Source organism: Lacticaseibacillus saniviri JCM 17471 = DSM 24301 (assembly GCF_001311785.1).
Lineage (GTDB): Bacteria > Bacillota > Bacilli > Lactobacillales > Lactobacillaceae > Lacticaseibacillus > Lacticaseibacillus saniviri.
This window is the reverse complement of the sequence record NZ_BBBX01000008.1, coordinates 24,140-37,134: the sequence shown is the minus strand read 5'-3', so window position 1 is coordinate 37,134 and position 12,995 is coordinate 24,140. Positions and strand designations below refer to the sequence as shown.

General features: G+C 49.1%; 11 protein-coding genes and 4 pseudogenes. 9 read left to right on the top strand and 6 right to left on the bottom strand.

The genetic code is table 11. The features are described from left to right. Positions 1-295 precede the first annotated feature (295 nt). The 3 genes from JCM17471_RS16460 to JCM17471_RS05630 are packed head-to-tail and all read right to left on the bottom strand — an operon-like array spanning position 296 to position 2,254. Positions 296-463, bottom strand: a complete 168-nt coding sequence (locus tag JCM17471_RS16460; protein ID WP_162208363.1) for a DUF4811 domain-containing protein — start codon at positions 461-463, stop codon at positions 296-298. Further along, positions 405-791 (bottom strand): DUF4811 domain-containing protein, encoded by a 387-nt coding sequence (locus JCM17471_RS15110; protein ID WP_054777142.1) that lies wholly within the window; start codon positions 789-791, stop codon positions 405-407. Before JCM17471_RS15110 ends, JCM17471_RS16460 begins: the two co-directional genes overlap by 59 nt. Then, complete coding sequence (locus tag JCM17471_RS05630; protein ID WP_225354156.1) at positions 788-2,254, bottom strand: MDR family MFS transporter; 1,467 nt, start codon at positions 2,252-2,254, stop codon at positions 788-790. Before JCM17471_RS05630 ends, JCM17471_RS15110 begins: the two co-directional genes overlap by 4 nt. Before the next feature lie 202 nt (positions 2,255-2,456). Between JCM17471_RS05630 and JCM17471_RS05625 the strand changes: the two genes are divergently transcribed. Then, complete coding sequence (locus tag JCM17471_RS05625) at positions 2,457-3,746, top strand: MFS transporter (protein ID WP_369395802.1); 1,290 nt, start codon at positions 2,457-2,459, stop codon at positions 3,744-3,746. A gap of 222 nt (positions 3,747-3,968) precedes the next feature. Here JCM17471_RS05625 and JCM17471_RS05620 read toward each other — a convergent pair whose 3' ends face one another. Then, entirely contained in the window at positions 3,969-4,778 is an 810-nt protein-coding gene (locus JCM17471_RS05620; protein ID WP_054777140.1) for a LysR family transcriptional regulator, read from the bottom strand. Between the two features lie 117 nt (positions 4,779-4,895). Here JCM17471_RS05620 and JCM17471_RS05615 point away from each other — a divergent pair. Beyond that, positions 4,896-5,884, top strand: a pseudogene (locus tag JCM17471_RS05615) (YeiH family protein). Positions 5,885-6,230: 346 nt separating this feature from the next. On the opposite strand, the gene JCM17471_RS05610 reads toward JCM17471_RS05615, so the two are convergent. Next, positions 6,231-6,998, bottom strand: coding sequence for a hypothetical protein (locus JCM17471_RS05610; protein ID WP_054777139.1), 768 nt, complete (start codon positions 6,996-6,998; stop codon positions 6,231-6,233). A 392-nt stretch (positions 6,999-7,390) separates the two neighbouring features. Between JCM17471_RS05610 and JCM17471_RS13400 the strand changes: the two genes are divergently transcribed. The 4 genes from JCM17471_RS13400 to JCM17471_RS05595 all read left to right on the top strand — a co-directional run bounded on the left by JCM17471_RS13400 (position 7,391) and on the right by JCM17471_RS05595 (position 9,176). Further along, complete coding sequence (locus JCM17471_RS13400) at positions 7,391-7,777, top strand: acyltransferase family protein (RefSeq protein ID WP_082395231.1); 387 nt, start codon at positions 7,391-7,393, stop codon at positions 7,775-7,777. 148 nt (positions 7,778-7,925) lie between these two features. Continuing rightward, complete coding sequence (locus JCM17471_RS13395) at positions 7,926-8,360, top strand: hypothetical protein (protein WP_082395230.1); 435 nt, start codon at positions 7,926-7,928, stop codon at positions 8,358-8,360. After that, positions 8,353-8,502 (top strand): hypothetical protein, encoded by a 150-nt coding sequence (locus tag JCM17471_RS14000; RefSeq protein ID WP_156321613.1) that lies wholly within the window; start codon positions 8,353-8,355, stop codon positions 8,500-8,502. The genes JCM17471_RS13395 and JCM17471_RS14000 overlap by 8 nt, the downstream gene beginning before the upstream one ends. Next, a complete protein-coding gene (locus JCM17471_RS05595; protein WP_054777137.1) occupies positions 8,502-9,176 on the top strand; it encodes an alpha/beta hydrolase in 675 nt (224 codons plus the stop codon). The genes JCM17471_RS14000 and JCM17471_RS05595 overlap by 1 nt, the downstream gene beginning before the upstream one ends. 437 nt (positions 9,177-9,613) lie before the next feature. Here JCM17471_RS05595 and JCM17471_RS05590 read toward each other — a convergent pair. Continuing rightward, positions 9,614-10,977, bottom strand: a pseudogene (locus tag JCM17471_RS05590) (hemolysin family protein). Between the two features lie 130 nt (positions 10,978-11,107). Between JCM17471_RS05590 and JCM17471_RS05585 the strand changes: the two are divergent. The 3 genes and pseudogenes from JCM17471_RS05585 to JCM17471_RS15095 form a co-directional block, all read left to right on the top strand. Then, a complete protein-coding gene (locus JCM17471_RS05585) occupies positions 11,108-11,758 on the top strand; it encodes a type 1 glutamine amidotransferase (RefSeq protein WP_054777136.1) in 651 nt (216 codons plus the stop codon). A gap of 305 nt (positions 11,759-12,063) precedes the next feature. Beyond that, positions 12,064-12,533 (top strand): annotated as a pseudogene (locus tag JCM17471_RS16455) (PH domain-containing protein). Beyond that, positions 12,526-12,924 (top strand): annotated as a pseudogene (locus JCM17471_RS15095) (PH domain-containing protein); the annotation flags it as partial. The pseudogenes JCM17471_RS16455 and JCM17471_RS15095, both read left to right, overlap by 8 nt. Positions 12,925-12,995 lie beyond the last annotated feature (71 nt).

The window sequence follows — 12,995 nt, the reverse complement described above, 5'->3', positions numbered from 1 at the left end:
TTTGAGACAGTCAATCAGTATATTTGTGAAGATTAATTGTTTCGGTTATCAATCGAAAAATAAAAAAGGAATCATCAGCAAGTGATAATTCCTTTTTTCGTTCGGATAGAAAATATTTGGTTCAACGTAAAGGCGTCACGCTAAACGTGCTCACGGTCAATTCGTGTGGCCTCGCGCTCTAAACGCGCTCCAAGCCCCAACAATCTCCGTCCAACTCACTTTTCGCTCATGGCACAAACCGCCATGTCACTCAAAGTCCGTTAGTACTCGATTGTTAAACGGGCCTTGTCGCGCTCTATTTCTTCATATCCACAATTTTCCAACTATCGGGTACCGTCAGCGTGACGGTGCGACTCACGAGTTGGCCATCTTGACCGGAACCCCAGAAGAGGAATTCACTCCAGTTATTCCGATATTGCAGGCGCGTGGTTGTGGTCTTGATTTGCGCCTGATTGCCACGCACCAATGGTTGTGGTGGTTAGACTTGGCTTAACCACTTGTGGCTTGTCCTGATCGGCAGTTTGATAGCGATAGACGAATGCTTCGTTTTGACCAATCGCCATCCGCCCAACAACAGGCTGATTTTGAATTGTGCCTAAGCGCTTGGTCTCACTGATCTGTGCCTCACGAAAACCGTAGTGATGCAAGTCGTTGGCGGCAATGCCAGCGATGCTCAAAATAATCAACAAGGCGAGCACTGCACTGAGAATGGCGCGCGTGCGACTCGGTTGCATCAGGACGAAGCTGAGGAAGAAGCCGATACCAGCGAGTGAAAGAATCACAAGAATCATGCTTGGTCACCTCCATTATCGATACGGTCACGTTTGAGGAATAAGCTGAGCACAAAGCCCAAGACAGCTAAGGTCAGTGAAACGACAAAGGCGGCACGATAACCATTGACGACCGCTGACTGCATGCTCTTGGCAAAGTGTAGCGGTGCTGTCGCTGCCATACCTTTGGCCGGTGTTTGGCCCTTAGTGACAACGGATAAGACGGAAACCAAGAGCGCGGTCCCGATAGACGCAGCGACTTGGCGCACCGTGTTATTGACGGCGGTCCCGTGGTTGATCAGGTTGTCAGGCAAGGCGTTCATGCCGGCCGTGGTGACGGGCATGGTGACCATGGTAATCCCAAACATCCGCAGCGTGTAGATGACCGTGATGAAGATGATAGGTGTGTTGACGTTGACCGTCATTAGTGGAATTGTGCCCAATACTAAGAGGAATAAGCCGGTATTGGCCAAGCGTTTGGCCCCGATGCGATCAAAAATCCGCCCGGTGATGGGACTCATAATCCCCATCATAATGGCACCGGGGAAGAGAATCAGACCAGAATTGAAGGCACTTTGACCATGTGAGGTCTGTAAGTACATCGGTAACACCATTTCGACCCCAACCATGGACATGAAGGCCACGGCCGTCAAAATCACGGAGAGGGTGAAGATTGGTGACTTGAAGACGCGCAATTCCAATAATGGGGTGTCCATATGCAACTGGCGATAAACGAATAAGGCCACGAAGATAATCCCAATCGCTAAGGTGATCATGACTTCTGGTGATGTCCAGCCGTTTTCACCGACGCTAGAGAAGCCATAGAGCAGAGAACCAAACCCAATGGTCGATTCGGCTACTGAGAGCAAGTCGATTTTTGGATTGGTGGTTGGCAGCACCTTGCGCATGGAATAGGATGCCAGCACGATCACGGCAAGCGCAATCGGCAGAATCACAGTGAACAGTGCCCGCCATGAATTGTTGAGCAGCACCCAACCGGACAGTGTTGGCCCGATGGCAGGTGCCAAGCCGATAACGATCCCGGCGAGGCCCATCGCGCTCCCACGCTTGTTGGCGGGGAAAATGGTGAACATGACAGTTTGGAAGGTTGGTGCGGAAATCCCAACCCCGACCGCTTCAATGAGACGACCAGCCAGTAACACACCAAATGTTGGTGCGAAGCGGGCCAAAAGTGTCCCGAAGAAGAAAATGGTCATGGCACTCAGATATAAGACCTTGACGTTGATTTTGCTGAGAAGCCACGCGGAGATGGGAATCATAATCCCCATGACCAGCATGAAACCAGTGGTCAGCCACTGCACCGCGCTGGCAGAGATGTTGAAGTCCTGCATCAGTGTCGGGAATGCGGTGGTGAGAATGGTTTGGGTTAAGAAGGTCGTGAACGTTCCGACTAAGAGCGTAATCACGAGTAAGAGTCGGTTATACGGTTTGCCGTTAACGTCGACAGGTTGTTGCGTCACAATGAGTCGCTTCCTTTCGAATCTCGAATTCGTCGCTAACAATAAATAAGCGCAACTAAATATTATACACCAATTTGCTGAAAATGACATATTGTCATAAGCGGTTTTCATATGAAGTGGTATAATAATGCAATCTAATGGTGCGGCGGGTCATTAAACGTTGATAGACCGGTATTAGTGCTGCACGTCTAAAGGATGGGAAAAAATGAAAAAGTTTTCGAAGGCGGAATGGAGCTGGATCTTCTACGATTGGGCTCAGGGTGGCTTTTCGATTGTGATTGTCACGGCAATCCTGCCAATCTATTTCAAAAGTGTGGCGCATCAAGCTGGACTTGCTAACTCCACAGCAACCGCATATTGGGGCTATGCCAATAGCTTGAGTACATTGCTCATCAGCTTGATGGCACCGCTCCTTGGGGCTTTAGCGGACTATCGCCCGAATAAGAAGCGGATGTTCGTCGGCTTCAGTGTCATTGGGATGTTGTTCACGCTGCTGATGAACTTCACCGGGACCGATCAGTGGTTCATGTTGCTGGTCTTGTATGCCTTGGGCTCAATTGGTTACGCGGGAGCGAATATTTTCTATGATGGCTTCTTAGTCGATGTTGCCGAACCGGACCGCATGGATCGGGTTTCGAGTTTTGGCTTTGGGATTGGTTACATTGGGATGGTGATTCCATTCTTGATTGTGATGATCTTGCAACTGACAAGTGGTTTTGGCATGTTGGACAGTCTAGGGATTGTTCACGTTGGTTTCTGGTTGACGGCCATCTGGTGGGTGGTTTTCTCGATTCCGTTCTATCGCAACGTGCATCAAGTACATAGCTTGCCACCAGTCAAACACCAATGGCGTGAGAGCTGGCAACGGGTGATTAAGACTATCGGGACCATCTGGCAGAACAAACCCATCATGTGGTTCTTGGTGGCGTATTTCTTCTATATTGATGGTGTGGATACGATTTTCAAAGTCGCCACCAGTTTCGGGGTCGATCTCGGATTGACCACAACGCAATTGATGTTAATGCTGTTGATGGTGCAATTGGTTGCCATTCCGTGCACGCTTGGGTATAGCTGGTTGGCACATCGCTTCGGCACCAACCGTGCGATTCTACTGGCCATCAGCGTATACATCGTGATTGCGATTTATGGACTGATGATGCACAGCGTGACGGATTTCTTCATTCTCGGGTTCTTAGTTGGAACCTCACAGGGTGGGATTCAGGCGTTATCGCGGTCATACTTCGCCAAATTAGTACCTGCGGAAGCGGCCAATGAGTATTTTGGTTTCTACAATATCTTCGGTCGTTTTTTCCGCCATCTTTGGCCCATTGTTATTCGGGATTGTGACCCAAGTTTTCCACAATTCACAATTGGGGATAGCGAGTCTGGCCATCCTGTTCATTATTGGTGGTGGCCTGTTTCTGCATGGGACATTCAAGGTCAGAGCGTAATAAAAAGAGCACGAACCCACACGGGTGGCTGTGAGCACGTCTAGAGCGTGACAACCTTCGGGTAGCAATCGAGCAATAACGTACTTTGAGTGACATGGCGAACTTGGCCATGTGCGAAAAGTGAGTTATGCGGAGATTGTTGAAGGTTGGAGCGCGTTTATGCTGTGACAAATCGCCCGACGGAGATCAAAACACGTTTATCAATGACACACAAATAGGCAGTGACAAACTCAACTGATGAGTGCGTCACTGCCTATTTTTAAAGATTATTGCTCCTTGTCTGCCAGTAATCGTTGCACAACGCGCGTCACGGTTTGGCTGGGTTCTCGGTCATACACCAGATAAAATTGGCGGGTGACATCGCTATTGTGATGCACGGGCACATTAGGTGGAATCGTGCTCTTTGAGATTAGCGACTGGCCAAAGCCCTGGGCGAGCAATTCGAGGAGGACGCTGCTGGCATCCACTTCAATCACGTTGTCCGGATTAAGATTGTGTTGCTCCCAATAGCGACGGGTGTAGTAGCCGACGCCAGATCCCGCTTCACGCACCAACCAGGGGGCATCGAGCTGGCCGACGTGGCTGAGCGTATCCCCACCAAACACGATGCGTTGCACGTCGGGCGCTACCAGTGGTTTCTCGATGATGCCCAGATCTAGTTGCTGGTGGCGGATGCCGTTCAGAATCGCCTCGGAGTTGGCGACATGAATGCGCCATTCGATGTTAGGCAGTGCTGTGGACAAGTCAGGTAACAACTGTGGCAAAAGAATAGTGGCGGTGGTTTGTGAGGTGCCAAAACGCAGCGGTGTGCGTTGCTGGTGGACAACTTGAATGTCCTGCTCTAATTGTTGCCACTGATGGAGCAGTTGTTGTGCATGCCGATAAAAGTAATCCCCAGCCGCTGTGGCTTGAATGGATTTGCGACCATCGCGGTCGAAGAGTTGCACCCCTAAACTGGCCTCTAGCTGTTGAATCTGCGCTGACACGGTGGGTTGGCTGATGTAGAGCTCGCGTGCGGCCAGCGAGAAGCTGCGTTGTTCATAAACGGCGATGAAGGTTGTGAGTAATTTGAACATAAGTCATCCTTTTCTATCAGAAAAACCAATTGAATTGATTGATATTCACTATTTTACCAATGAAAGACTTTCCCGTACACTGAAAGACATGCACAAGTTATTCACAAGGGGGACATTATGAACGAGAAGTTACGGGAAATATTGCCAGGGATTGGCGTCAGCTTAGCGGTTGCCATTGTGGCACAGCTGTTGGCACAGGTGATTCCAAGCCTTGGTGGCGCGACCATCGCGATTTTGTTAGGGATTGTTGTGGGGAACCTCTGGCTGCATCAACCGCAGCTGGGTAAGGGGACCAAGTACGCTGAGAGCAAGTTTCTTGAGGTGAGCGTGATGCTGCTGGGCTTGACGGTGACCTTCCAAACCATCGAGAAAATCGGTTGGGTGGGCGCCATTTATATCATCGTCCAAATGACGGTCACGATTCTGTGGGCGGTCTGGTTTGGCCGGCGTCTCAAGTTCAAACGCGAGGCAACACAGCTGATGGCTGGCGGGAACGCCGTGTGTGGTTCCAGTGCGATTGCGGCAATTGCGCCGGTGATTGAGGCGGACGATGAATCCGTGGGGACAACAATCACGCTCGTCAATCTGATGGGGACCTTCCTGATGCTGTTTTATCCACTGGTTGCGACCACGCTTGTGGGTAACAGTCAGATTCTTCAGGGCGCATTAATCGGTGGTACGCTCCAATCCGTTGGTCAGGTGATTGCCAGTGCCAGCATGATCAGTCCAACCGTTGTGACCTATGCGACGCTGTTCAAAATCATGCGAATCTTGATGCTGGTGCCGGTGGTTTTGATTTTTGGGGCAGACCACGAGAAGCACAGTGAACAGACTAATCACAGTAAAAAGCGAGTGCGGGTACCTTGGTATGTGCTCGGCTTCCTGATTTTCTGTGTCCTCAACAGTCTTATCCACATCAATCCCGTTGTCGGCAACAGTGCCCACTGGTTGAGTTCATGGCTCGAAATCATCGCGCTTGCTGCGATTGGGTTGCGACTCAATCTGCGTGCTTCTTAGCTGAAGGGAAGCAACTGATGTTTTACGGTATCGGTGTCTTGGCTGTTCAAATCGTGAGTGCAACAGGCTTGATTCATTTGTTCCTATAAACATAAAAATAGAAGTTGTGAAAAAAGACGCTTTGAGAATGAGGATTAACAAGGGGTGATGCTAAAGCCCGCACTTAGGCTTTGAATCAATCCTAGTTAACCGGAATTCTCAGTCTTTTTGAACACGATTAATCTGCTTTGTTCGAAAATTGAAATAGGGGGGTGTGACAAAACGTAGTTTTGTCACACCCCCCTATTTTTTCGGCTTACACGCGCTCCTTACTCACAGCATAAACGCGTTCCAACCTTCAACAATCTCCGCATAACTCACTTTTCGCACATGGCCAAGTTCGCCATGTCACTCAAAGTCCGTTAGTGCTCGATTGCTACCCGAGGTTGTCACGCTCTACTGTGCTGCACCATCAGTTGCAGGCGTTTGGTTTGTCGTGCTCTGATCATTTTGCCCAGTTGTCGTCTGACTCTGATCGGTCTGTTCGGTATTGGATTGTTGCGTCTGATCGGACTGACCTGAGTATTGATTGGCACTCGAATTATTACCGGCTGCCGGTGTTTGTGTCGTCGCCTGATTATTTTGCGTTTGATTCTGGTACTGATTTTGGGTCTGTGTATTGTTGGAATAGGTCGGCTGCGTCTGTGATTGTGTGTTGTCTGGTGTGGTTTGCACCTGAGTATCGCCCTGTGACTGCGTGGTGTCTGCCGTTGTATCTTGGCTGTCAGAAGTGGTGTCATCACTCGTGTTGTCTTGAATGAGTGGCGTATCAAACCCTTGTGAGGTGAGGGCATCTTCTGCCTTGTCCAAGTAGCGTTGATAGTGACGCTGAAAGGCATCTTCTTCCACATCATCAAAGGCGTTCGTGGCGGCCTTTAGCTGCGCATCCGTGAGATCGGTGCGCACAGTTTTCCAGTTATCAACATACAAGCCGCGCAACAGCTTGATGGTCTTCACTTGCCGCTGCACAGATGTCACGCGATCAGCAACTTTAGCCGCGAGTGTTGGCTTGACCTTCTTGAGTTGTTGATAACGATTGACCAAGCTGGTGGGATCATAGTTCTCAGGCACTAAGCCCTTGGTCTTGGTTAATAATTTGCTCAGTTCACTGCGGATAATGAGTGTAGACTGCGCGGCATCAATATCGACCTTATCCTGCTTCAACTCGTTTTTTGATTCTGAGTGAGATTATTGTATAAAGTCGTCGCGGTTTCGATGTCGCTTGTTGATACTTTACTTGCGAGCTGGGTGCGGTCGTGATTGGTGTACAAGTGATCGACTGCTTTTTCGATTTGTTAGTTTGCATTTCGTCGCCGATATAAATCTTGGTGTCGAGCTTATCGCCACACGCGCTGAGTGTCAGCAGCATGAGCAGGCTCATGAGGCCTAATAGCCATTTGGTTCGTGAATGTGTCATTATTTTCCCCCCGAGAGATGATTATACCGGATATTGATGAGAAGGCGAACCTTTTTCAGAATCCTAAAATTGTCCAATAAATCTTCATAAAATAGTTTAATCATTTCGTTAAGCTAAAAAGTATATGAGGAGGACACGTATGAAACGGATTCAATGGATTGATATCGCAAAAGCAATCGGCATTGTCGCCGTCGTTATTGGTCACTTCACAACCAAGGGCTCGACGTTCTATGAAAGCCTCTACTGGTGGACAATGCCGCTATTCTTTATGATCGGTGGCTTCTTTGTGCGTCCGCTACATATCAATGAGTTACCGCAGTTTTTAACGAAAAAAGTCTGGCCACAGCTCAAGCAATATTTCGGCTATGGCCTCTTACTGATTACAGTCAGTTTTATCATCGAACAACACGATATTCAGTTTACCCTGACGTACTTGTTGCGGCTACTTATGGCGGGACATTACTCAACGGCTATCTGTCTGTGTTTTGGTTTACTACCGTGTACCTGGGTAGCTTGTTGGTCGTGAGCCTGTTGCGTGGTTATCTGCCACTGCTAGGACAGGCGAGCGTCATGCTGTTTTATTTTGGCTCGGGACGCGCTACCAAGATGCGGAGGCCATCTTTGGCCATCCGCTCCCCGGTAATCTCGATCTGACATTGATTGCTGCGCCATACATGTTTGTGGGCTGGTTCTTGTTCCACTATCGGCAATACTGGCTGGGGTCCGTGTGGGTAATCGGACTTGCCGCCGCCATCTTTGGTTTTCTATTTGTGACCCAGGACGAGACCAAGCTGAATTTCTTTTTATTCATGAAGTCGCATCACATCACTCATCCCATGTTGAGCATGCTGGTACCGCCAATCCTTGTCATTGGTATTTTGAATATCGCCTTCGCTCTAGAAAATACGCGATTTGCGACGCTTTTGGCCTCAGTCGGGAAGAAAAGTTTACCGATCATGTATATGCATAAAGCGGTGGGGTACGCCTTGGGAACATTTATGGCCGAGAATCTCTTTATCTGGGTCGCTGCTGGTGTGCTGGTGCCATTATTGCTACTGACAATCGCGGAACGTGGCAAGCGGATGATGACGAGGCTAACTTATGATTAAGCGCTGGCGCCTGTGGCTGTTACTGTTATCTGGCTTGGTGTTGAGTTTTTTACCGGCTGCGACTAACCAGCGCGCGAGCACGATGGCACCGACTATTTTGTCCATGGCTATCGTGGCTCAGCTGAATCACTGGGTGAACTGATGCAGAGTGCGAGTAACGCCGGTCTAGCGAGTCACACGCTGACGGTCACCGTGCGCCCGGACGGTGAGCTGGTGTTCTCGCAGGAGATGACCAGTGATTTGCCGGCGATGATTCAGGTCGTCTTCCAGAACAATATCGCGGGTGAGCGCGCCTACACGCGATGGCTCCACCAAATCTATGCGGCACTGTATCAGCGATATGGCTATCGACAACTGAATGCTGTGGGCCACTCGATGGGGGCTTATGCGGTTGTGGCTGCAGCGATGCTGAATTCCCCAATCAAAACGAATAAAATGCTCGCAATTGCTGGTCCTTACAATGGTATTTTGCATTGGGATGATGAGGTCCATGAGGTGAGCTTGAACAAACAACAAAAGCCTGACGTTATGCGACCGGAGTACAAATGGTTATTGGCACATGCCAAGAATTTCAAGGCCAACAGTGTGCTCAATCTCTATGGTGATGTTGAGGATGGATCCGATTCGGATACGGTGGTTGCCGCAAACTCTGCGCTGTCGCTAGGGTATGTGTTACGCGATAGTCACGCGACCTATCGCACAGAACGTGTGCTTGGCCCTCATGCGCAACACAGCTTGTTACACATTCATAATCGACAAGTCACCGATATCATGTTGCACTATTTGTTCGGCTGGAAAGGTTGGCAACACAAATAAAGAAGCTGTGACAAAAGACGCTTTGAGAATGAGGATTAACAAGGATTGGTGATAAATCCTGTACTTAGGATTTGAAACAATCCAAGTTAACCGGAATTCTCAGCCTTTTGGAACGCGATTAGTCAATAATAATCGCAAAAAACAAGAGTCTGTGACACCCGAAGGGGTAATGTCACAGGCTCTTTTCGTCGTGTTGATTTTAATCGTGCCCACTCGCACTGCCTGTTCCGCCTAACAAAAACTAGCGCCAATTGCACAAATCGCAATTGTAGCGCTAGTCTCCGTTAGTGCTCACAGTCAACCCGTGTGGGCTCACAACATAAACGCGTTCCCAAGCCCCAGCAATCTCCGTCTAGCTACTTTTCACTCGTGCCACGAACTGGCACCACGTTCAAAGTTTGCTAGTACTCGATTGCTAAGCGGGCCTTGTATGCGCTCTAATCCTTTTCTTCCTCATCCGCTTTGACTTCAGGTGCCGGATGTTCCGTCACCTCAAACCAGTTGACGTAGCCGCGTTGATAATCAACAACGGTGAAGGTGTAGCGATCGATATCGATACTGTCGTGCAACTTGATATCGGGATAATCTTCCATGATATAGCCGGCAATCGTAATGATGTCGGACTGATCGAATCCGGAAACCTTAGTGCGGAAGTAGCGCTCAAAGTCATACAGCGTGGTCTTACCACTGACTCTGTAAGTATCTGGCTTATCGCCCTTAATAATATATTCATCGGAGACATCATCGATTTCATCTTTGACGGTCCCGAACAGTTCCTCGTAGATATCCTTATCGGTCACAATCCCGCTGGTCCCACCGTATTCATCGACAACCACCACGATTGGCGTTTGTTTCTGAATCATTTGGGTCAGGATGGTGTGAATTGGTGTCACTTCAGGCACGGTAATCATGGCCCGCAGTAACTTGGAGACACGGACTTGGTCATCCACTTGGGATTGCTTGACCAGATCGTAGACGTACACGTAACCCAGAATCTTATCCTTATCGCCATCAGCAACAACAGGGAAGCGGCTGTAGCCTTCTTGCAGATAGTCTCGCAAGACTTCCTTAACCGTCGCAGTGATGTCGACAACGACAAGGGACGTCCGGTCGACCATGATGTCGTGCGCGGTTTTATCGTTGAGATCAAACGCCCGTTGCATGTAAACCAGATCATTTTGATCCAATTCACCGGTCGTGACCGCATTCTTACTGAGACTCAAAATTTCGGCCTGCGTGAAGGCTTCATTACCTTCATCCGCGGGCTTAATCCCAATCAGGCGGACAATCCCGGTCGCACTAGAGTTCAGTAACCACACGAAGGGGTAGAAGACGATGTGGAAATAGTGCAGTGGGGTGACAATCAGTAGGAGCGTTTTGACTGGAAAATCAATCGCGACGTTCTTTGGCACAATTTCGGTTAAGACCACTTCGAGGTAGGTCAGAATGATCACCCCAAAAATGGCACCGATGATGTGTAAGCCACCGCTAGGCAGACTGAGGTGAGTCAGTTTCAGAAGGTCGACCAGTAAGAATTCTACGGTAGCTTCACCAATCCACCCTAACACAATCCCCGCAATGGATACCCCAACCTGTGTGGTCGAGAGGTATTCGTTCAGATTGTGGACCATTTTCAAGGCCCGGTTTAATTTCGTTTTATTACCGCCACCATTATTCAGTAGTTCTTCAAGCGCGCTGGGGCGACTCTGTACTAACGCAAATTCACTTGCCACAAAAAGGCGGCGAAGAAGAAGGTAACAACCATCACCAGCAAATTCGAGGCGACTTGGCCACTATCCATATGTGCATTCCTCATTTCACAATCTAGATTTAGCTCTATTCTAGCATTGATTCCCTTAAAAAGGGATAATTTGAACCAAGTAAGTGTGATAAACTTGGGATTAACATAGGAAGAGTAGGTAAATTAAACAATGAAAATTCATGTCATGCAACATACTGCACTGGAAGGACTGGGTGCGATTGCGGATTGGGGCGCCCAACACGAAATCGAATTTGTGATTCACCGCTTGGATGAAGAGGCGAATATTGCCGTGCTCAATCCTGCCGAAATGGACGCCATGATTATTTTGGGTGGCCCAATGAGCGTGAATGATGATGCACCATGGCTCGCAGCGGAGCGCATCTTGATTCGGAGCTTGGATAAGTTGGATCGTCCCGTGCTCGGCATTTGCTTAGGTGCGCAACAAATCGTGCGCGCATTCGGTGCCAGCGTCTACCAAAACACGGCACCAGAAGTCGGTTTTTGGCCGGTAAAAGAATTGGCGACGGGCAACGAGTTGAACGCTTTTCACTTACACGGTGAAGCGATGAGCACACTGCCTGGTAGTGACTTGCTGTATACCAGCGAACTCACGCCTAACCAGGGATTCATCTATCACGACAATATTGTCGGCCTGCAATTTCACTGGGAATTGACACCCGACATGATTGCGGCAATTGTGGATGAGGATTTGCTGGTTCAGGCATCCGGTGACTTTGTTCAACCCGTCGACGCGATTAAGGCGGCGCCAGCGTTGGATCGCGCGCCACTGTTTGCGATTCTGGATCAATTATTCGGATAAGATCGACTTTTGGCAGCACGTTTGTTGATTAGTCTACGTAATGTATAAGAGCTGTGACAAAAGATGCTTTGAGAATGAGGATTAACAGGGATTGATAATAAAGCCTGAACTTAGGCTTTGAATCAATCCAAGTTAACCGGAATTCTCAGTCTTTTGGAACGCGAATAATCTATTTTGGGCGGAAATTGGAAAGGGAGGCGTGATAAAACGTAGTTTTATCACACCTCCCTTTTTGTGTTTAATCAAGGTTGAGAATTCTCTTTTAACCATAACCACAGTATAATGAGTGCAACTTAGAAAAGTGGGTGGGTACTATGGGTGAACAATTACCGAAACAAATACAACGAATCTGGCGGCTGACAGCAACCATCTGGCTAGTCGTGCTGCTGGCACTGATTGGGGGACTCTTTGCCTTGCAGCACTTCTTCCACTGGCCGGCGTGGATGGGCATTACCGTACTAGTGATGGCGATTGTCGTGGGTGGTGGCTTATTTGCGATTGTGCCATACCGGTATCGCTTCTGGCGGTATCAGATTTCACCACTTGCACTGGAACTGCAATCAGGATTTTTGTGCGGAAGTTTGAGGCGATTCCAATTTCACGGATTCAAAATGTGACGTTGGAAGCCGGGCCACTACTGCAGTGGCAACACCTTCAAGCGGTGACTGTTGATACCGCTTCGACATCGCACACAATCGCGGGGGTCACACCAGAAGTGGCTGAGCAGCTGCAACAACGGCTGCTCGCACTCGCACAGGAGGCGCGCGATGAGTAGACTACATCTTCTGTCGATTCCTATTTTTATGGATCGTTTTTTGAGGCAAGTGGGGCTTGTTGCATTAATCGGCGTGGTTAATTCATTGATTCGCGGCGGCTGGCTTGTCGGTTTTCTGACGGTGGTCGGTGTTCTGGCTTTGGCAGCCATTGTGGCACTTTGGCGCTGGCTCTTTTTCCGCTACGGCATTGCTAACGGCGTGCTGACAATCCAAAATGGCCTGATTGCCAAAAAGGTGACGCACATTCCACTGGCAAACATTCAGACCATTCAGCAGAAGCAGTGGTTCTTTTTCAAACCATTCCATGTGGTCGAGCTGAGTATTGAAACTTCGGGTCACGATAGCGGGCGGCCTGAGGCAATGTTACCGGCCGTGGATGAGAGTGTGCTCGCAGCCCTCAAGCAAACTGACACAGTAGCGGCTGCGACACCCGAACTCGCTTACACGATCTCGAGTAGTGA

Excerpts from the sequence above, each read along its gene's own strand:
- JCM17471_RS05595 (WP_054777137.1), top strand. The coding sequence starts at position 8,502 with ATGCAGAGTGCGAGTAACGCCGGTCTAGCGAGTCACACGCTGACGGTC.
- JCM17471_RS15110 (WP_054777142.1), bottom strand. The coding sequence starts at position 791 with ATGATTCTTGTGATTCTTTCACTCGCTGGTATCGGCTTCTTCCTCAGC.
- JCM17471_RS13395 (WP_082395230.1), top strand. The coding sequence starts at position 7,926 with ATGTTTGTGGGCTGGTTCTTGTTCCACTATCGGCAATACTGGCTGGGG.
- JCM17471_RS14000 (WP_156321613.1), top strand. The coding sequence starts at position 8,353 with ATGATTAAGCGCTGGCGCCTGTGGCTGTTACTGTTATCTGGCTTGGTG.
- JCM17471_RS05620 (WP_054777140.1), bottom strand. The coding sequence starts at position 4,778 with ATGTTCAAATTACTCACAACCTTCATCGCCGTTTATGAACAACGCAGC.
- JCM17471_RS05625 (WP_369395802.1), top strand. The coding sequence starts at position 2,457 with ATGAAAAAGTTTTCGAAGGCGGAATGGAGCTGGATCTTCTACGATTGG.
- JCM17471_RS13400 (WP_082395231.1), top strand. The coding sequence starts at position 7,391 with ATGAAACGGATTCAATGGATTGATATCGCAAAAGCAATCGGCATTGTC.
- JCM17471_RS05585 (WP_054777136.1), top strand. The coding sequence starts at position 11,108 with ATGAAAATTCATGTCATGCAACATACTGCACTGGAAGGACTGGGTGCG.